A 20,869-nucleotide genomic window follows, 5' to 3' on the forward strand; every position below is an offset into this window, starting at 1 on the left:
CTATGAGGTAGGTTACCTACGCGTTACTCACCCGTTCGCAACTCCTTGGTCTTGTGCAAGCACTAGACCTCAGCGTTCTACTTGCATGTATTAGGCACGCCGCCAGCGTTCGTCCTGAGCCAGGATCAAACTCTCATTTTAGTTTGAACTTACTCGTTCTTTTCTGTCGCTGACAGATTTATTGTTTTTTACTTCATTGACGGATAATATGCATCTAAACATATCACCCTCACATTTGGTTTTTCTTGTCTTATTCAGTTCTCAAAGGTCTTGCCATCTCTTACGAGACAACTATTATATTCTATCAGTCACTATGCCTTTGTCAATACTTTTTTTACTTTTCTTTGGCATTTTTTTCTTGGTTATTTAAAGCTTTTTCCAGTGACGCTTTTGACAGCTTTATTAGTATACTCACTAGAGACAAACTTGTCAATAGGTTTTAATTATTTTTCTAACAAGAATTTTTGGATAGCTTCTTGAATACCTGCTTGATCGTTTGAGGCTACCATAACATCTGCCAAATCAATAATGGTTGCATTAGCATTTGCCATTGCCACACCCAGACCAGCATCCCGGATCATGCTCTCATCGTTATCAGCATCTCCAACTGCGATGGCATCTTCTATAGAATAGCCAAGCATGGAACAAAGTGTTTTTAGACCCTGTCCTTTTTCAACACCTTTTGCCGTGATTTCAATGGCTGTTTCTTCTGCCTTAGCAAGCGTAATATTATCCTGAATTAATTCATTGAAATAGAAGTCACGAAGGTCATTGTTCTTAAAATAGAGATTAATCTTTTCAAAATTTCCAATCTCAGCCTCCAATTTTGGAAGAATAGCTGGAACAAAATTAGCCGAGTAACGATACAAGTCTTCGTATATAGTCATATGGTAGTCAGCAATATTGTCAAAATGATTTTGTTGAATAAAACCTTGACCATCCACCATTAAAACTACCATGACATCATTGGCTTTAACAATTGCACTAATTCTTTTAGAAACATCTTCAGGGATAACTTGTTTATCTAAGACTTTGTCATTCACAAAATCATAAACAATCGCACCACTTTCCAAAACACCATATCGGATGTTAGCTAACTCATTAGCGTACATATGAAGTTCAGATTTCGGGCGGCCAGTCGCCAAAACAACTTCTTTACCATTTTTAAATGCTTCTTTTATAGAAGAAAGGCTGGTTTCTGCTATTGTTTTATCTGACTGTAAAAGTGTTCCGTCCATATCAAATGCAATTAGTTTATACATATTATCTCCTTTAAACTTTATCATTATAACATATTTTAATAATCAGCTCTTTTAAAGCATTTTGAAATCCCTTATAGCCTCAGACTATAGCTTATTCCTCTTGATTCCTTATTTTGCTTACTCTATCTTTATGATAAAATATAGATATTATAATAATTAGGAGAGAGTCGCTCATGTATAATAACCTTCTCGTTTTACAGTCAGATTTTGGTCTCGTTGATGGTGCTGTGTCTGCCATGATTGGGGTAGCCCTTCAAGAAGATCGGCAATTACAGATTCACCATTTAACCCATGACATTACGCCTTATAACATTTTTGAAGCGTCTTACCGACTCTTTCAAACCGTTAACTACTGGCCTGAAGGAACAACTTTCGTTTCGGTAGTTGATCCTGGGGTAGGGTCTAAACGCAAGAGTGTTGTTGCTTTAACTGAGAACAATCAGTATATTGTAACTCCAGATAATGGGACATTATCCTACATTAAAAAGCACATCGGCATTAAAGCAATTCGTGAGATTTCTGAAGTGAAGAATCGTCGCAAAAATACCGAACTATCCTACACCTTCCACGGAAGAGATGTCTACGCCTACACTGGTGCTAAATTAGCTTCTGGTCATATTACTTTCGAAGAAGTTGGTCCAGAATTATCCGTTAATGCTATTGTTGAAGTCCCTGTCGTTAATACAGTGATTGAAGATGATGTCATTAGGGGTGTTATTGATATCCTTGATGTTCGTTTCGGTTCCCTTTGGACTTCTATTACTCGCGAAGAATTCCAGCATTTTACGCCTGAATTCGGTGACCGCTTTGAAGTAACTATTTATAACAATGATATGCTGGTTTATCAAAACCAAGTTACCTATGGCAAATCCTTTGCTGATGTTCGCATTGGGCAACCTATCATCTATATCAACTCACTTTACCGGGTTGGTTTAGCCATCAATCAAGGCTCCTTTGCTAAAGCTTATAACGTCGGTGTGGGACAAAACTGGCATTTAGAAATCAAGAAAATTTAACAATGCAACACTAGAGACATTTTAGAAACATTTAGCCACCTTTTATCAAAATTACATTAAATACAGAAAAGAGACAATCATGAACAACTTATCCATTAAAACTGTCGTTGCCATCGGTATCGGTGCTGCCCTATTTATTATCATTGGTATTTTTGTACCAATTACTATCTTTACCAATACCACTATTTCCTTACAGTATGCTGTCCAAGCCTTATTTGCGGTTTTATTTGGCCCTTTAGCAGGATTCTTTATTGGTTTCTTCGGCCATATGATTAAGGACATGCTTTCATACGGATCAGTATGGTGGTCATGGGTTATCCCAAGTGGTTTAGTTGGTTTAGGCATCGGTTTTCTCCAAAAGAAACTTCAAGTTGCTAATGGGGTTTTCAATAAAAAAGACATCATTTTCTTCAACATCACACAAGCAATTGTTAATATTGTTGCTTGGGGAATCGTTGCACCATTAGGTGATATTCTTGTTTACCATGAGCCAGCCAATAAAGTTTTCACTCAAGGTATTTTTGCTGGTATTGCTAATATTGTTACCATTGGTATCGGTGGCACCCTGTTAATCATTGCTTACGCTAACACACGGACTAAATCAGGTAGCCTGAAAAAGGACTAAAGACTTGGAAAATTCACAAAACACTGCTATCCAATTCAAAAATTTCACCTTCAAATACGACGCTCAGTCGACACCAACAATTACTAATCTCAACCTAACCATTGAAAAAGGTCAAAAAGTTCTTATTATCGGTCCTTCAGGTAGTGGCAAATCAACCATCGGAAACTGTTTAAATGGTATTATTCCTAATCATTTTAAAGGTGAGAATAGTGGTTCTCTTTCGATTAATGGCATCGATGCCTTTGACCTGTCTATCTATGATAAATCAAAGATGATTTCAACTGTTTTGCAAGATCCAGATGGCCAATTTATCGGCTTATCAGTGGCTGAAGATATCGCCTTTGCACTAGAAAACGACTGCCTTGACCAAAATGAGATGTCATCCAAAATCACATATTGGGCGCAACAATTAGAACTTACTGACCATTTGTCGAAACGCCCCCAAGACTTATCTGGAGGACAAAAACAAAGAGTCAGTCTTGCTGGTGTCTTAGTCGACGAAAGTCCTATCTTACTTTTTGATGAACCCTTAGCCAACCTTGATCCTAAAACTGGACTGGACGCTATCGATCTCATTGACCGCCTTCATCAAGAAACCAAGGCTACAACTGTCATTATTGAACACCGTCTTGAAGATGTCCTTTATCGTCACTTGGATAAAATTATTCTTATCAACGACGGCATAGTCCTCTTCGACGGCAGTCCTGATCAGCTTCTGACCAGCGACCTGCTTGTTCAGAATGGTATCCGCGAACCTCTCTACATCACCTGCCTTCGAGAGCTTGGCTATCCCATCGAAAGTGAAAAAGAACTCAACAACCTCTATGCCCTGGACCTAAGTCCCATCACACTTCCGGTACAAGCTGCAAAAACGAAAGCAGAGACGCGAGAGTCTTTATTAAAAATTGAAAATCTTAATTTTGGCTATGACAGCGACCAAATGATTCTGAAAAATATCAATTTGACCCTTAACAGAGGCGAGAAAGTGGCTATTGTTGGGCAAAATGGTGCAGGAAAGTCAACTTTGGCTAAAATCATGTGTCAATTCTTAGAAACAGATGCCAGCGTGACCTATCGGGGGAAGGACATTTCCAAGGATTCCATCAAGGAACGAGCGGATAGAATTGGCTATGTCCTGCAAAACCCTAATCAGATGATCAGTAAAGCCGCTATTTTTGACGAAGTGGCAGAGGGACTCCGTCTCCGCAATGTCCCAGAAGAATTAATCAGAACAAAGGTGGATGAAACCCTCAAAACCTGTGGTCTCTATCCCTTCCGTAACTGGCCTATTTCTGCTCTTTCCTTCGGTCAGAAAAAACGCGTTACCATCGCATCAATCTTGGTCCTAGGACCAGAAATCATCATTTTGGATGAACCAACGGCTGGCCAAGATAAGCGGAATTACAGTGAAATCATGAATTTCTTGGACCAGCTTAACCAAAAAGGCCACACCATTGTCATGATTACCCATGACATGCAGCTGATGATGGAATATGCAGACCGCACCATTGTCCTCAGTCATGGACAAATCATAGCTGACAATCAACCCGCAGCCATCCTCTCAAATCCAGAGATTTTGGATCAGGCCTACCTGAAAAAAACGAGCCTCTTCCATTTAGCAGAAAAAATAAATTGTGACCCCATTGAGATAACGAACTACTATATTACAAAAGAAAGGGAAAGACATGCCTCAGAGACTGATCGGTTACCAAGCTAACCAAACGTTCATTCATAACTTGTCTGGCGCCAGCAAGTTAATCTATTTCATTCTTGTCTCTGTAGCCTGCATGACAACCTATGATACCCGCCTAATTCTTTTCATCAGTTTGCTATCTTTAATCTTACTGAAAATGGCAAAAATCCCTTGGAAAAGCATTTCTTTTGTGATTTCCTTCGTCACCTTCTTTGCCATCATGAACGTGATCATGGTCTACCTCTTCGCACCAAACTATGGACAAGATATCTACCAATCACAAACCATCTTGCTCAAAGGATGGGGTAACTACAATCTGACTAGCCAGGAACTCTTCTATCTTTTCAACCTCAGCTTGAAATATTTCTCAACCGTTCCCTTGGCCATCCTCTTTCTGACCACAACTCATCCTAGCCAGTTCGCTTCAAGCCTCAACCAGATTGGCATGCCCTACAAAGTGGCTTACGCCATCTCCCTAACCCTGCGCTACATCCCCGATGTCCAAGAAGAGTTTTATATGATCCGGACATCCCAAGAAGCCCGCGGCCTAGAATTATCCAAAAAGGCCAAACTCCTTGACCGAATTAAAGGCAATCTTCAAATCATTATTCCATTGATTTTTTCATCCTTGGACCGGATTGACACCGTCTCAACAGCCATGGAACTGCGTCGTTTTGGCAAAGAGAAAAAAAGAAGCTGGTACAGCGCTCGCCCATTCAGTAAACTAGACCTACTAACAATTGGCCTAGCCTAACCATTGTCAGCCTAACCATCTTCTTGTTCTTTATCAACCAGGGCCGCTTTTACAATCCATTTATCTAATCACTTTTATAACAAAAGAGAAATGGCGACAAGCAAAATCCCAGTTAACATCCATCCACTCAGGCATCAAGCCTCTCATTAACAAGCCAAAAGGCTGGACTTCCCAAGGAAGACCAGCCTTTTTTCTATGCTTCAATTTTAAGAATCGTTTTACCTTGAGAAGACCCCTGATCAACCTTTTTCAAGGCCTTATTAACCTCATCAAAGGCAAAAACCTGATCAATAGACACCGCAATTTGCTTCTCTTGCAATAATTGAGAAATCTGACGCAATTGCTGACCATTAGCTTGCACAAATAAGAATTGGTAAACTTGCCCTTTTTTCTTAGCCAAACGATCATACTTGGCACCAACAAGCCCCATCAAGAATTGTTTAATTGCTGAAAAGCTCATTTCTTTGGCAAAAGCCTTGTTAGGCATACCCTTAAGACTGACTAACTGGCCACCCTCTTTTAAAATCGCGAATTGCTTTTCAAGTTCCTGACCACCAAGGGTATCAATGACATAATCCATGTCCGATAGAACCTGGCTAAAGTCTTCTTCTTGATAATTGATATAATGGTCAGCACCAAGTGCCCGAACACGCGCCTCATTACGACCACTACCATTTGTATAAACCTCTAAACCACGGGCTTTAGCCAAAGGAATAGCCATAGCACCGAAGCCACCACTACCACCAGAAATGAACAGTTTCTTGCCAGCTTCAACCTGCATTTTGTCCAAAGCTTGAAAAGCCGTCAAAGCTGTTAAAGGCACCGCCGCCGCTTCCTCAAGTGACAAATAATCTGGAACAGGAGCGAGAGCCTTGGCATCAATAGCCAACCACTCACCAAAGGCGCCTGTTTTATCTAAAGGCAGACGGGCATAGACTCTTTGCCCAATTTCAAAATCAGTGACGCCTTGACCTCGTTCTTCAACAAAACCTGAAAACTCATTACCGGCCACAAGTGGCAGCTTATAAGGAAGAATAAGCTTCACCTCACCTCTAGTAATCATGTTGTCTAAAGGATTTACCCCAGCGTATGCAATTTTTACAAGAACCTCACCCGGTCCAGCCACTGGTTTAGCTATTTCATTAAGGCTTAAGTCAAGTTTCTCTTTTGAATAATTTAATAATTGGGCAACTCTCATCTATCACTCCATCAGCCCAACTCTCAAAGTCCTTACCGGCTGCTCTCTCTTTTTAATACTGTTTTTTACTCACCTAAGCTTACCCTAGGCAGCATTCCCTGTCAATAAAAGGGCTCAAAAAAGAGACCCTTGCCAAAGCAACACCTAACTTAGAAAATGCTAAGTTAGACTCACCCATCAAAAATCTCTCACTTACATGTGGTTAATAAAATAATCAAAACTGGCCTTACTTTCCGGGTGACTGGGCAAAAGCAACTCCGGATGCCACTGAAAACCTAAAATCCGGTGCTTGTGACTATAAACCGCCTCAATGGTCTGATCCTTCTGATCCCAAGCAATAGCCTTCAAATCTGGCGCCAACTCCCTAATGGATTGCATATGCAAGGAATTGACCTTATTTTCCTGACCATAAATATTGTACAAGACACTGTCTTTATCCAAAATTATGGTATCTTTGGCCTGATGAGGAGCTTCTTCTTGCCAATGGTTGGAAACGGATTGGTTGAGAGTCCCGCCTAGTACGACATTGACAAGCTGAGTCCCACGGCAGATAGCCAGGACCGGCTTATTCTGTCTGAGAGCCTCCATGACTAATTGGCTTTCAAAGATATCTCTGTCTTCATTGTAGTCATCACTGGCAATGCTCTGCTTTTCACCATAAAAGTGCGGGGAAACATGCTGACCACCAGTTAGAATCAACTTATCAATCATCGAGACATAGTCTTTCACCAGGTCTTCAGTGGCAATCGGAAGCATCATGGGCAAACCGCCCAACTCCATAACCACATCCGAGAAAATGGTCGAAGAATAAGTTCTCGTAATCCCATTTTCCCAGGAATACTGATTCTTGCCCTTACTCACATTGCCTGTAATGCCGATAACCGGTCTCATTGTCATGATAAGCTCCTTTCACGTGATAATAGGCTTATTTTAGCATAAAGAGGAGTGACATGGTATTAGGTATTTTTTATCGTCGGGATAAGGAAAGTTAATGACACCTTATTGAATAAAGGAGTCAGTCTATCACATTTAGAGACAAAAAACACCAGCCAACAGTGACTGGTGAAGGGGGATAGAGATAGGACTTAATGTTTGTGATGCATGCTTTTTCTGAGTTTGAAAAGAGTATTAAAAGGATAATATAGGAGACTAGTTGGAAGATTAAATTCCCCGATATATTCATCAATGGTCGGGTTAAAATTGGACTTAAACTTGGTTAGACCATCAGAGAAATCCCCTTCAATACCACCCATATTGGCCCACTTGATTCCCTTCTGATAGGCATCCTGAAATGCTTTAGGATAAAGCAAGTATTGCGGATAGAAGGTTTTAAATTCCTCATTCATCCCAGCATAGAGCATCTCCATGGAATGGCCGTAGGCAATAGACAGAATACCCGCCACCACAACTTCTTCCGGATATTTCTTAGCATACTCCTCATAAGACTTGATCGACTTACTCAGCGAAGCTTGCTGGTCCGATAACTTCCGCAATTTCTTTTTCTGATGTGGCTGACATTGACTCAACTCTTGCTCCACAATAGCAAATTCTGCCTGGAGTTTCTCCAACTGTAAAGGAATATTTACCTTAGCCAAATGCAAATAAGCATCATCCCCATAAATAGTCATCAAATTATTAAAATAGTCAAACCCTCTTAAATGAATCTGCTTACGGTTTTCCGTTAGGGAAATCAAATCAGCAAAGGCCGCAAGATCGCTTGTCTTAGCCCGGTGAACCGTAACACCTCTCTTTTGGGCATCAGCCATCAGTCGTTTAGTATGTTTCGGAAAATCTTCTTGAAAATCTGGATAGAGGTACCGATTAGCCTGGAAGCGCGGTTGAATGGTCTCGTAAATCATAAGACTAGGCCCAACCCATTTCAAACCAGCCATTTCCAAGTTCCCAATGGCTTGTTGCCCACTACCATCAATCTTTTGCATATTATCACCCAAGCGATATTGCTTATAGAAGACAGCCGGATCACATTTGACCATCAAAGCATGTTTTTCCCGGGCGTAACGCTTCAAATAAGAAAAGACAAAGGCAACCAAATCAGCACAGCTATAATCCATCACCGGTCCTCTAGGCACATAAATCATGGACAAACCAAGGGGCAAGGGTTTAATCAACAATGACAATGAGGCCACTTGCTGATTATCCTCATAAAAACCAATGCGTTCATTGACCCAATTAGATTTGACTTGAGCCCAAGCACTACTCTGTAGGAGATTGATTTGCGAATGCCCCTTAACAAAGGCATCATGTTCTTCTGCACTAATACCAACTTTAACCTGAATCCTGTCTTCCATCCTAACCTCAATTTAAAAATGACATTTGTTACTGTAGCGTTTCATTTGTGTAACAATATTTACTTTATATTACCACATTGACATATAACTGTAAAGAACTTTTTAATTATTCCTTGAATTATTTTAATTAAATGAAATTTAGTGCCACTTTTAGACTTGTTCTTATAATGTCTAGCACATTAAAAAGACAGACCTCCAGTAAGAGAACTGTCTATCATTGAGATTATTAATCTAACTTGTCACCATTACTTTGAATGACTTTTTGATACCAATAAAAAGAATCTTTAGGACTACGTTTTAAACTACCATTGCCCAAATCATCTTGGTCCACATAGATGTAGCCATAACGTTTAGACATTTGTGAGGTCGACACACTAATCAAATCGATGGGAGCCCAGCTGGTGTAACCAAATAAATCGACTCCCATCTCCACTGCTTTTTTCATTTCCTCAATGTGAGCTTTTAAGTAAGCAATGCGGTAGGGATCATGAATGCTACCATCGTCCTCAATAGTATCTTTAGCCCCCATACCGTTTTCCACAATAATCAAAGGCACTTGGTAGCGGTCGTAAAGCTCTAACAAGGAAATGCGCAAGCCCACGGGGTCAATTTGCCATCCCCAGTCCGTTGACGCTAAGTAAGGATTTTTCACACTCATAATGGTATTGCCCGCAGTCTTTTCCAGCTCGGGGTCTGCTGACTCAGTCCGCGACATGTAATAACTAAAGGCTAGGTAATCAGCTCGGCCATTTGCCAAAAGCTCCTCATCGCCCGCTTCCATCTGAGGCGCAACCCCCATAGCCTGCAATCTCTTCAAGTGAAGAGGTGGATATTTGCCAAAAATTTGAATATCGGAATGGGAATAGTTATCCAAATTTTGAGCCAGCGCCAATGCCACATCCTCAGGATGGCAGGTGTGAGGATAGGTGGTCAATTTGGTCAACATGGAACCAACCTGACTGCCCGGAATCATTTGGTGGCATTTTTGCGTGGCAATTGCTGCCGCCAAGTACTGATGATGCAAGGCTTGATAGACAGCTTGCTCCAGAGAGTAAGCCTGGCATTGATCGGGAATGATGCCTGCTGTTGTAAAGGGATGTCGACCGACAGAATCAATTTCATTGAAAGTCAGCCAATAAGTCACATAGTCCCCAAATGCTTCAAAACAGCTTTCCGCAAAGCGGGTAAAATGTGCAATGACCGCTCGGTCCACCCAACCGTTGTATTTAAGACTCAAAGCAAGAGGCATCTCATAGTGAGATAAGGTGACAATAGGTTCAATCTGGTGCTTCTTCAATTCTTCAAAAACCTTCTTGTAAAAAGCAAGCCCTTGAGGATTGGCCACTTCTTCTTCACCCGTTGGAAAAAGACGAGACCAGGCAATGGAAAGACGCAAGGTCTTAAAGCCCATTTCGGCAAAGAGAGCAATATCTTCTTCATAATGATGGTAAAAATCAATGCCCCGACGCTTAGGATAGTCCTTAGCATCCTCGGTCGCCATAGCTTCTTCAATCATAGCTGTGGTAACCGTATTATGACCAGCATAATCAGTGACATCTAAATTAGGTTTAAAGACTGCCACATCCGCAACCGAAAGGCCTTTACCATCAAGATTCCAAGCCCCTTCAACCTGATTGGCCGCAATGGCACCACCCCATAAAAAATCATCTCTTAAAATACTCATGTTAAACTCCTTGTTTTGGTCAATGTCATTTTCAAAACGAAAACGAATTTATCCTTATTATACCGCTAATTTTCGTGAAATTCTAATATGGGACAAGAATACATGAAAAAACACCTCTCTTGTCAGAGAGGCGTCTTACTAAAAATATTTGAAAGTAATAATTGAATGCTAACACCTTTAAATCTATTTCCCTTGAGCAAAAGAATTCAATTCCTCGATATCTTTTTCAGTTAATGTTACTTCCAAAGCCTTAACGGTATCAGTCATGCGACCAACTTTGGTCGTACCAACCAGAACCACATCAATCGGTTTTTTTGCCAGCTCCCAAGCAATGAGGACATCCGCCTTAGAACAGTTATGACGATCAGCTATGACTTGTAGGTGCTGACTGATGGCTTTTTCAAAATCTGATAGTTCTTGAGATTTGGCCCGTTCCGTTACTTCATTCTCCTTGCGGGTTAAACGGCCACCAACTAAAACCTTGTAAGCTGTTAAAGAAACTCCCATATCTTCAAGCATTGGAAATAATTCTTCTTCAGCCTTGCGCGATAAAATGTGATGCTCATTTTGCAAAGAAATAAAGGGCGTCCAACCATGTATCCTAGCCGTATACTGATACTTAGCAAATTGCCAAGCTTTCATATTGGAAGCTCCAATATAACGAACTTTGCCCATCTCCACCAAGTCATGTAAAGCCTTCATGGTTTCTTCAACTGGTGTCTCCATATCAGGCCGGTGAACAATATAAAGATCAATATAATCAGCATCTAAATTTTTCAAAGATTTTTCAACTTCATCAAAAATAACCTTACGTGAAAGTCCTTCAGCATTTGGATCTTGACTAAAACTAATTCCACATTTCGTAGCAATCACCACATCTTGACGTTTAGCATATTTCTTTAATGCCCTACCAAGAAATTGCTCAGATTCACCATGAGTATAGATATTAGCCGTATCAAAAAAGTTAATACCAAGATCCAGACATTCCTTAACAATCTTCTCAGCCTCTTCTTCATCAACCGTCCATGGAAAAAGTTTCCCTGGTGTCCCAAATCCCATGGTCCCAAGACAAACCTTAGAAACCAACAAACCACTCTGACCTAAACGTGTGTATTCCATAATCCAACCCTCACTTCATTTAATAAGTCCATTATAAACTATGGAGTCAACTCCAAGTCAAACAAAAAAATGAAAATTTTTGGTTATCATTTAACTAGAATTAATTATTCATATAAATGAATCTCTTCCAAATTTCAAGCTTAGGATGATAATACTTTTTCCTCTCAAACTTTTCTAATCCTAACAGACACTGTAATCTAACTATTCATAGATTCAAAGACACTATCAATCATTGTGCCATCAAGGGACTGGCTAATTCTTGTAGTAAATCATTCAAAATAATAATCTTTCAAAAAAACGAGGTCCTGTAAGATATGATTTCAGTTATTTTTCCTTGAAAACAAACATTTTTGCTAAACCATATAAAATCAGCCAGCCCATCACTATTCCTAAATAGGCAAGGAATGCCCGCGACGACACACCGAAAATGTTAATCAAACTATTTTTCTAATCAATATTCCTTATATACAGTCCCATAAAAGTTAGGTATTGGGCATTGGAGACTTGAAATAAGGCAAAATCAGAATCAAATAAGAAGAGAATTAACCAAAATATATTTGCATAGGCTAACCGTTTTTTCATTTTTTTATTACCTTTTCTTTCTTTTTCACTTGTAATCCAGCACTTACAAAATAACCCGGTAAACTGTTTTTACCAAGGACATTTATGTCCTCATGTTCATTATTCTAAATAATAAATAATCCTATTTATGCCTTTTTATCGTTGTTTTATGGTAAACTAATTAAGGAAAAATGAGGAGAATGAAATGTCTGAAAAAGTAAAGCAAGTCCTAATCGTTTTAGCTTGTATCCTTGTCACCTTACCAGGTGTTATGATATTTGGTTTTATTGCCTATTTTATCTATGATGTTGCCACATATGATAAAAAGATTGATAGTCAATATAATGAAGAAAAATTTAAACCCATGTTAATCTCCTATTATAAGCAAAGTGGCTTTAAAGGAAAAATCAAAAATTACACAATTGAACTTGATAGTTTTGAAGGTTACTATCTCTATTCTTATGACTATGTTGAAAAAATAAATGGGCAGGATATCACTTATAAGTTCAGAGATTATCGATTACCTATAAAAGGCATCAAAGCAATGCCTCCAGTGACTAGTACTAAAGACTTAATTACTAATCATCTTCACCAATACGATGAGCCCATCAGTCTCCTCTTTGGTAAAACCTTAAGAAGTGGACCTGAGGCCAAACAATACGAACAAGCCATCAAAGAGTCATTCATAAACGCCTTAAATGATGATCAGGGAAGACTCCTGGTACCAGCTTCAATCACACTTTATGAAGACACCGCTTCATCAAAAGATTACGACGAGAAGGCAGTCACACAACAGTTGATTGAAGATATCGGACCATTTGAAGAAGCCAAAAAGAAACCCTTACTCGGAATCTATGACTTAAAACTAAAAACCTACTTAGCCAATTACTACTATACCTATAAGATTTATATGCCTCCAATCTACGGCAAGGTCAAACACAATACCGCTCTAAAAGCAGAAATTGATCGAATAACAGGACAATTGGAGAAACTAAATGTCTCCCAATATCCAGATGGTTACTATGAATTGGAATTAGAATACGCCAAAAATAAAGATTCCTACGAAACTTATGATTTACTTTTCGGCATTGACGTTAAAGACGGGAAAATCAATCTGATAGAATACCCAACAGATTATGAATAGACAAAAAAGCATCCGCGGATGCTTTTATTTTACTCAAATAATCAAACCCTTGTAGGACGGAAGTTCTACTCCCAAGAATTTAGACAGAGCCACCATCAAAAGGCGGTGGTCGTTGCCATGATGCAAACCGGAAATGCTTAAAATTGCCACCATTTCCCCAGCTACCTTAATGGGAAAGGCACCCGCTACCGGCAAAGCTCTCTCCAAATCTAAGAGTTGCGGATTTTCACCCAACAAGGCCAAAGCATAAAGACTAGAGAAACCCGTCGCTCTGACAGCAGCCATCTTGCGCAGGGCAAAACCAATGTTGCGCTCCCCACCAGAGTTGCCAATATACTGGAAAGTGGTCGCCCCATCAGACAGGCGTTCAATCCGAATAGCCGGCTCCTCGCCAAAAGTCACATAATAAAAAAAAGGATTGCGTTCGAATTTTCGAGCTAAATCCTTTTTTGTCTCTCTTCACTTTCTTAATGGAATACCATTCCACCATCAACAACCAATGTTTGTCCAGTGACATAATTTGAATCTGGTCCAGCCAGGAAAGCAACCGCGTTTGCCACATCCTCTGGTTCAGATAAACGTTTCAAAGCAATATCTTTAGCAAAAGTTTGCATGCCCCACTCGTCATCTTTTCCTGCATTTTTTCCAACTTGATGAGCTATATCATACATCATTGGTGTTTTAACAATTCCCGGTGCATAAGCTGTGACGGTGATTCCTTCTTCAGCTAAATCTCTTGCTAATGTTTGTGTGATACCACGAATTGCAAATTTGGTACCACCATATACTGTTAAGTTTGGATTACCGACACAACCTGCCTGAGAAGCGGCATTGATGATTTTACCACCATGTCCCAATTCTTTGAAATGTTTATGAGCCGCTTGGCTACCCCAAATCGTACCACCTACATTAATGCCAAATGTTTGCGTAAATTGTTCCTCTGTAATGGTATCTAAAGGTGTTGTTGGAGCAACACCGGCATTATTAACGACAACATGCAAATCACCGAAATGATTTACAATATCAGTAAAGGCTTTTTGGACTTGATCGCGTTTGGAAACATCTGCGACAGTTGCGAAAGCTTCCCCTTCTGGGAATTTGGCAACTGCAGCATTAGCAGTTTCTTCATTATAATCGACAATACCAATTTTAAATCCATCTTTATGTAATCTTTGGGCAATAGCAAAGCCTATACCTTGTCCTGCACCTGTAACTATAGCAACTTTATTCATATATTATTTCCTCTTTACACTTTTAAAATTATTTTATCTATCGTAACAACTATTAACTTATTAGAAAGGGCTTGCCCTCATCAAATGATTAAACATAATAAATTCCTTTTCATTAAAAGAGTAACTGATATGGATCCTCTAAGTAATCAATGATACTTGCTAAAAATTCAGATGCAGGGGCACCATCTACAACCTGATGATCAAAGGTTAAGCTAAGTGGAAGATAGAACTTCTGCATTAATTGACCGCCTTCATCAAGGTCTAATTGTTTTTGGGTTTGTCCGACACCTAAAATGGCAATTTCTGGTGAATTCAAAATCGGTGTAAAGTATTCGATACCGGCTGAACCAAGATTGGTGATTGAGAATGTCGATCCTGAGTATAGGTTTGAAGGTAGTGTACCTTTTCGAGCTTGATTTGATAATTCTTTGATTGAACGACCCAATTCAGATAAAGTCATTTTATCTGCGTTTTTGATAACAGGAACAACAAGGCCATCATCAAGTGAGGTTGCCATACCAATATGGATTTCTTCATTCTCAATTAATTGACCATTTGCATACCAAACATTCATATTAGGATGGTCCCTCAAAGCTTTTGTTACTGCTTTTGTCAATAAAGTTGTGATGCCAAGCTCACCATTTTCCAATGGCATTTTGAGGCGACCTTTGATGTCTTCTCGGAAAGCAAGGAGTTCCGTAATGTCTGCCTTACGGTGAAGAGTAAGTTGCGCGGCATTTTGCATACTAGACATCATTCTTGAGGCAATGGTCTTACGCATACCTTTAAGTCCTGCACCATAATCTTGACTTTCTGCTTTGGACATTTGTCCTACAGGGCTTTGTTTAGTCTCTTCACTTGGTTTAAAGTTTTCAACGTCTCGTCTAGTTATCCGACCATTACCTCCGGTACCAGGAATCTGTTCGATGAGATATCCTTTTTCCTTAGCAATTTTCTTAGCCAAAGGTGTGATAAAAATTCGTTTCTTATCAGCATCTTTTCCAGAAACAGCTGGTTCTTGTTGGTGAGAGGTTACTTCAGATTCATTAGCTTGATGGTTTATTGACTCCTTTTCTGCATCATGATTGTTTTTATTATCTGCTGAGGCAGATTGTGAAGCAACTTCTTCTCCTTCTTGGCCAATTAGAGCAATTGCTTCCTTACATTTAACAGTATCACCTTCTTGATATAAAATTTTCAAGACCTTACCAGATTCAGGACTTTCAACATCGCTAGTTAATTTTTCTGAGCTTATTTCCAAAATAGTTTGTCCAGCTGAAACAGTATCGCCTTCTTTTACCAGCCAATTATTAATGATACCTTCAGTCATGGTAAGTCCTAGTTTTGGCATTACTACTTCTATAGCCATAATATACCTCCCTTTTATGCTTTCAAATCTTCAATGAGTTCAGAAGCAACAGTTAACACCTTTTGAGCATCAGGAAGATACAATTGTTCGAGATTTGTGGCAAATGGAACAGGGACATTAGGAGCACAGACACATTTAATAGGGCCATCTAAGTAATCAAATGCTTCATCAGTAACAACAGCAGCGATATCCGTTGCCGTATTGTTATGTGGGTTGGCTTCATCAACAACAATTAATCGACCAGTTTTCTTAACTGATTCAATAATTGTTTCTTTGTCCCAAGGAGCAACTGTTCGTAAATCAATAACTTCTACAGAAATGCCGTCTTTTTCCAGTTTGTCAGCAACTTCATAGGCAACGTAAAGCATTTTTCCGATGGTAACAATTGTTAAATCCTTCCCTTCTCGTTTGACTTCCGCCTTGCCAATAGGGACAGTATAATACTCTTCAGGAACTTCACCTTTCAAACCATACAAGGTTTTGTCCTCTGAGAAGATTACAATATTATCATCTTCAATTGCTGATAATAATAAGCCTTTAGCATCATATGGAGTTGCTGGAACAACAACTTTAATACCTGGAATTGAGCCAAAGAGACCATAATAGGAACCAGAGTGTTGGGCTGCTGCTGAAGCTCCTGCACCGTGCATGGTTCTAACAGTCATGGGAACCTTTGCCTTACCACCAAACATATACCGCATTTTGGACCCTTGTCCCAATAAAGCATCAAAACAAAAACCAACAAAGTCATTAAACATGAGCTCAGGAACTGGTCTTAATCCTGTTAAGGCCATCCCCACTGAAGCAGACATATAACCATGTTCTGAAATTGGGGTATCGATTACCCGATCTCGACCATATTTAGGCATCAACCCTTTCGTGACACCCATAACACCACCCCAGGCCTCTTGGTTTTCACCTTCTAAATGACTGACAGTGACACCACCTGCTATATCTTCACCTAGTAGAACGACAGTGTCATCTTTTTCCATTGCCTGATCGAGTGCTTCATTAATAGCCTTCATAAATAATACTTGTCTAGACATTGTAAATCCTCCTACATACTATTCTGCAAAGACATCTTCTAATAATGCTTCTGGTTGAGGAATTGGACTTTCTTGGGCAAATGTAATTGCCGCTTCGACATCATCTTCAGATGCTTTTTTAATTTCTTCTAGCTCTGCTTCTGAAAGCAAGTCATTTTTCAAGACATAATCCTTGAAAACATCTAAAGCATCCACTTCAGCCCAGTCTTTTTCAAGCCCTTCTAAAGCCTTATATTTTTGTTCATCACCTTCAAAGTGACCATATTTACGGTAGGTAACAGCTTCAATTAATGTTGGTCCTTGACCACTACGAGCCCGTTCAACGGCTTCTTTAGCAACTTCATAAACGGCGAAAAGATCCTTACCATTCACTCGAACACCAGGCATATTATAAGCTAGTGCTCTTTCGGCAATTGTTGGTGAACCTGATGAATACCATTGAGGAGTAGCTTCGGCAAATAGGTTGTTTTCATTGACAAAAATTACAGGAAGTTTCCAAATAGAAGCCATATTCAAACATTCATGAAAGTTTCCTTCATTGGCTGCACCATCACCAAAGAAACACACTGCAACACTGTCAGTCTTGAGGTATTTATTACGCATGGCCGCCCCAACAGCTAGACCAAAACCGCCACCAACCATACCGTTTGCTCCAAGGATTCCTTTATCCAAATCAGCGATATGCATGGAGCCACCTTTTCCTTTACCAAGGCCGGTAGATTTTCCAAATATCTCTGCCATCATCCCCTTGAGATCCCCACCTTTTGCAACACAGTGCCCGTGGCCCCTATGGGTTGAGGTAATATAGTCGTCATCGGTCAAATTGGCACACACACCAGTTGCGATAGCTTCTTCACCAGCATACAAATGCACAAAGCCTGGAATTTGCCCTGCTGCAAAGAATCGACGAGCACTTTCTTCAAAATTGCGGATATCCCACATGGACTTGTAAATAGATTTTACTTTGTCTTTAGAGATTTCCCCAACTTCGACATCGTCAACTGTTTTAACCGTATAATCAAAGGTTTCTACTGCATTCAGTTGACGTTTTGATTTAATCAACTCTTGTGGTAAGTCTTGATAATGTGACATCATAAATCCTCCTTCACTAAAGCTCAAGATTTAATGGGTAACAACATTTTTTGCGACTTCTTGTATTAATTCTGAAATAGTCGGATGGGCAAAAATCGAATCGACCACCTGATCGTAAGTAGCTTGCGCATCTTTTAAAAGAATAAGACTTTGCAACAAATCGGTACCATGTGAACCTACAATGACAGCACCTAAGATTTGATGGTATTTTTTCTCTGAGATCAATTTGATGAAACCTTTCGTTTCATTGCAAGCAATAGCACGGCCATTGTAAGAAAAAGGCAATTCCTTAACAAGGACATCATAACCCGCCTTCTTGGCCTCATCTTCTGATAAACCAAAGGAGGCTACTTCTGGATTCGTGTATAATGCTCTAGGTACAGAGGTTTGATCCAAGACTTCTTCAGCATTTCTTAAGATGGCTTTGACCGCCTTAATGCCTTCTTTACTAGCAACATGGGCTAACATGTATGAGTCAATAAGGTCCCCAATTGCATATACCCCCGTCTGAGACGTTTCATAATAATCATCAACTTTGACGAATTTTCGACTTGTCAACTCTAATCCCATAGCTTGTGCTATATCAATGTTAGGTTTACGTCCAGTTGCAACTAATAACTGGTCAAAATGAATATCTTCCGTATCTAAGATGACTTTTTCATTTGTCACCTTCTCAATCTTAGCATGCTCAAAAACCTTAACACCCAAGTTGGATATCAATTCTTTTTTGATTAATTTACGTGCAGCTTCATCTTCGGTTAGTAAGATTTGCGGAGCCACTTCGATGACAGTGACATCTACTCCTAAAGGTGCCATAGCAAAGGCTAATTCAATCGCGATAACACCACCACCAATGATGACTAATTTTTCAGGCAGTTCCTTCAAGTCAAAAAAGGTATCCGTCGTTAAATAAGGAACGTTATCAATGCCATTTATTGGTGGAACAAATGGATGACTCCCCGTAGCTAAAATGACGTTTTTGCCTGAAACGATTTGCTGATTAACCTTAAATTGCTTATCTTTGATAAATTCAGCTTCGCCTTCAATATAGTCTATACCCAGACTTTGAAAGGTCGAATGGATACCTGATTGCAAGGTTGATACCACCTGATTTTTTCGATCAGCTAACTTTGAAAAATCAATCCCCCTTATCTCTGTTTCAATACCAAATTTCTTGGATTCCCTGATTGTTTGAAGCCAATGACTGTGTTGTAAGTAGCTTTAGAAGGAATACAGCCAACATTTAAACAAGTCCCGCCAATTTTTGAGCGCTCGATGACGGCAACCTTTTTACCACATTTAGCTGCTTCTTCCGCTGCTACATAACCACCCGGTCCAGCTCCAATTATTAAAATGTCATATTGTTTCACTTTTTCACTCCTTTCTTAAAGTAGCAAAAAATTAGAAAACGTTTTCTTATTTTTTATTATAGCACTCGAAAATAATAATTTCAAAAAAATATACGAAAAATTATCAATAAAAATACAGATTAGAATAATTAATGAATAATTATAGATTTTGTGAAATTAATCACTTTCTAATCTAACCTTAAAAAGTTGAAACAAGGAATTTATATTTATAAAAAATAATTTATAAAACTTTGGATGGTGAAAGTTTTCAGACAATAAAAAGCATCCGCGGATGCTTTTATTTTACTCAAATAATCAAACCCTTGTAGGACGGAAGTTCTACTCCCAAGAATTTAGACAGAGCTACCATCAAAAGGCGATGATCATTGCCATGATGCAAACCGGAAATGCTTAAAATTGCCACCATTTCCCCAGCCACCTTAATGGGAAAGGCACCCGCCACCGGCAAAGTGTTCTCCAAGTCCAAAAGTTGCGGATTCTCGCCTAACAAAGCTAGAGAATAGAGACTAGAGAATCCCGTCACTCTGACAGCAGCCATCTTGCGCAGAGCAAAACCAATGTTGCGCTCCCCGCCAGAATTACCAATGTATTGGAAAATGGCCGCCCCATCAGATAAGCGCTCAATCCGAATGGCCGGCTCCTCGCCAAAAGCCACCGCTTCCTCCACCAAAAGCGCCCCCAAAGCCAGAGCCGCCTGACTATCGAAAGACTGGAAAATCAAATTTTCTTCAATGCTTGCTAAGATTTCCTTGTCTTCTTTAGAGAATTGCTGCGCTAATGCCATTAAATCGTGAGACATTCTTATTTACTCCCTTCAATTCTGCTAGAGCCTTCATCAGACAGAATCTGTTTTTGACTTCAAAACCTACTAGCAGTTACCAACAAGCTGAATGGACTTTTCAGTATACTGCATAACTTCAAAATAGTTGCCATCCGGATCACGAAGCCACATCTGGTAAGTCTCAGACGGACCTTTGGAAATATCGTGAACCAGCTCCACACCAGCTGCCAACAGCTGATCGCGCGTCTTGAAAATATCGTCCACCAAAAGGGCAAAATGCGAATAGCCCTTATGCTCATCCCACTGCGTGTGCTCCTTCTGAGTCGCATGGGCCGTAAAAAGTTCAATAAACTGACCGGGAGCAGCCTCAAGGTAAATATTAAAAATTCTGTCAGGCTCCTCACGCGCTATCTTCTGCAAAGCCGGCCGATCATCTCGATCCAAATAAATAGAATATTCAACCTCAGACTTCTTAGTCATACCCAGTTTGTTAACGTAAAAATCCAACATCTGATCCAGCTGATCCGTGTAGAAAGCAATATGCATCAAAGACTTAAATTCCATGCTAAACCTCACTTCTTCTTATTTAACTAGCTCAATTTTACTACAGCCCA

At 39.7% G+C, this 20,869-nt stretch carries 17 protein-coding genes, 1 rRNA gene and 2 pseudogenes; 5 read left to right on the forward strand and 15 right to left on the reverse strand.

The annotated features are described in order from the left end of the window. Both AT575_RS07300 and AT575_RS07305 read right to left on the reverse strand, forming a co-directional pair. Window positions 1–141: ribosomal RNA gene (locus tag AT575_RS07300) — 16S ribosomal RNA — on the reverse strand; the annotation flags it as partial. 302 nt (window positions 142–443) lie between these two features. Continuing rightward, window positions 444–1,262, reverse strand: a complete 819-nt coding sequence (locus AT575_RS07305; protein WP_102777785.1) for an HAD family hydrolase — start codon at window positions 1,260–1,262, stop codon at window positions 444–446. A gap of 173 nt (window positions 1,263–1,435) precedes the next feature. On the opposite strand from AT575_RS07305, the gene AT575_RS07310 reads away from it, so the two are divergent. The 4 genes and pseudogenes from AT575_RS07310 to AT575_RS07325 all read left to right on the forward strand — a co-directional run bounded on the left by AT575_RS07310 (window position 1,436) and on the right by AT575_RS07325 (window position 5,418). Further along, window positions 1,436–2,278: an SAM hydrolase/SAM-dependent halogenase family protein gene (locus AT575_RS07310; protein ID WP_102777786.1), complete on the forward strand. Its 843-nt coding sequence runs from the start codon at window positions 1,436–1,438 to the stop codon at window positions 2,276–2,278. A gap of 79 nt (window positions 2,279–2,357) precedes the next feature. After that, window positions 2,358–2,903, forward strand: a complete 546-nt coding sequence (locus AT575_RS07315) for an ECF-type riboflavin transporter substrate-binding protein (RefSeq protein WP_102777787.1) — start codon at window positions 2,358–2,360, stop codon at window positions 2,901–2,903. Between the two features lie 4 nt (window positions 2,904–2,907). Then, window positions 2,908–4,620, forward strand: a complete 1,713-nt coding sequence (locus AT575_RS07320) for an ABC transporter ATP-binding protein (protein ID WP_102777788.1) — start codon at window positions 2,908–2,910, stop codon at window positions 4,618–4,620. Next, window positions 4,589–5,418 (forward strand): annotated as a pseudogene (locus AT575_RS07325) (energy-coupling factor transporter transmembrane component T family protein). Before AT575_RS07320 ends, AT575_RS07325 begins: the two are co-directional and overlap by 32 nt. Before the next feature lie 125 nt (window positions 5,419–5,543). On the opposite strand, the gene AT575_RS07330 reads toward AT575_RS07325, so the two are convergent. The 5 genes from AT575_RS07330 to AT575_RS07350 form a co-directional block, all read right to left on the reverse strand. Beyond that, window positions 5,544–6,548, reverse strand: coding sequence for an NADP-dependent oxidoreductase (locus AT575_RS07330; RefSeq protein WP_102777789.1), 1,005 nt, complete (start codon window positions 6,546–6,548; stop codon window positions 5,544–5,546). Between the two features lie 192 nt (window positions 6,549–6,740). Next, on the reverse strand, window positions 6,741–7,445 hold the full coding sequence (locus tag AT575_RS07335) for a gamma-glutamyl-gamma-aminobutyrate hydrolase family protein (protein WP_102777790.1): 705 nt from the start codon (window positions 7,443–7,445) through the stop codon (window positions 6,741–6,743). Window positions 7,446–7,633: 188 nt separating this feature from the next. Further along, on the reverse strand, window positions 7,634–8,857 hold the full coding sequence (locus AT575_RS07340; protein ID WP_102777791.1) for a peptidoglycan bridge formation glycyltransferase FemA/FemB family protein: 1,224 nt from the start codon (window positions 8,855–8,857) through the stop codon (window positions 7,634–7,636). A gap of 226 nt (window positions 8,858–9,083) precedes the next feature. Then, window positions 9,084–10,541 carry a glycoside hydrolase family 1 protein gene (locus tag AT575_RS07345; RefSeq protein WP_102777792.1) on the reverse strand — a complete coding sequence of 486 codons (1,458 nt, stop codon included), beginning with the start codon at window positions 10,539–10,541 and terminating at the stop codon, window positions 9,084–9,086. Window positions 10,542–10,724: 183 nt separating this feature from the next. Next, the gene (locus AT575_RS07350; protein ID WP_102777793.1) at window positions 10,725–11,660 is read right to left on the reverse strand and encodes an aldo/keto reductase; all 936 of its coding nucleotides are present in this window, start codon (window positions 11,658–11,660) and stop codon (window positions 10,725–10,727) included. 766 nt (window positions 11,661–12,426) lie between these two features. Between AT575_RS07350 and AT575_RS07355 the strand changes: the two genes are divergently transcribed. Then, the gene (locus AT575_RS07355; protein ID WP_102777794.1) at window positions 12,427–13,365 is read left to right on the forward strand and encodes a hypothetical protein; all 939 of its coding nucleotides are present in this window, start codon (window positions 12,427–12,429) and stop codon (window positions 13,363–13,365) included. Between the two features lie 33 nt (window positions 13,366–13,398). Here AT575_RS07355 and AT575_RS07360 read toward each other — a convergent pair whose 3' ends face one another. From AT575_RS07360 to AT575_RS07395, 8 genes and pseudogenes are all read right to left on the reverse strand, one after another. After that, entirely contained in the window at window positions 13,399–13,767 is a 369-nt protein-coding gene (locus tag AT575_RS07360; RefSeq protein ID WP_102777795.1) for a heme-binding protein, read from the reverse strand. A gap of 65 nt (window positions 13,768–13,832) precedes the next feature. After that, a complete protein-coding gene (locus AT575_RS07365; RefSeq protein WP_102777796.1) occupies window positions 13,833–14,597 on the reverse strand; it encodes a (S)-acetoin forming diacetyl reductase in 765 nt (254 codons plus the stop codon). A 112-nt stretch (window positions 14,598–14,709) separates the two neighbouring features. Continuing rightward, complete coding sequence (locus AT575_RS07370) at window positions 14,710–15,966, reverse strand: dihydrolipoamide acetyltransferase family protein (protein ID WP_102777797.1); 1,257 nt, start codon at window positions 15,964–15,966, stop codon at window positions 14,710–14,712. Window positions 15,967–15,980: 14 nt separating this feature from the next. Next, window positions 15,981–17,012, reverse strand: a complete 1,032-nt coding sequence (locus AT575_RS07375; protein ID WP_102777798.1) for an alpha-ketoacid dehydrogenase subunit beta — start codon at window positions 17,010–17,012, stop codon at window positions 15,981–15,983. 18 nt (window positions 17,013–17,030) lie between these two features. After that, window positions 17,031–17,954, reverse strand: a complete 924-nt coding sequence (locus tag AT575_RS07380) for a thiamine pyrophosphate-dependent dehydrogenase E1 component subunit alpha (protein WP_415746698.1) — start codon at window positions 17,952–17,954, stop codon at window positions 17,031–17,033. 180 nt (window positions 17,955–18,134) lie between these two features. Further along, window positions 18,135–19,474: pseudogene (lpdA, locus tag AT575_RS07385) on the reverse strand (dihydrolipoyl dehydrogenase). Between the two features lie 286 nt (window positions 19,475–19,760). Further along, a complete protein-coding gene (locus AT575_RS07390; protein ID WP_102777799.1) occupies window positions 19,761–20,273 on the reverse strand; it encodes a heme-binding protein in 513 nt (170 codons plus the stop codon). Between the two features lie 69 nt (window positions 20,274–20,342). Continuing rightward, a complete protein-coding gene (locus tag AT575_RS07395) occupies window positions 20,343–20,819 on the reverse strand; it encodes a VOC family protein (RefSeq protein WP_102777800.1) in 477 nt (158 codons plus the stop codon). Window positions 20,820–20,869: the final 50 nt, after the last annotated feature.

The sequence above is a fragment of the Streptococcus penaeicida genome (assembly GCF_002887775.1).
GTDB lineage: Bacteria > Bacillota > Bacilli > Lactobacillales > Streptococcaceae > Streptococcus > Streptococcus penaeicida.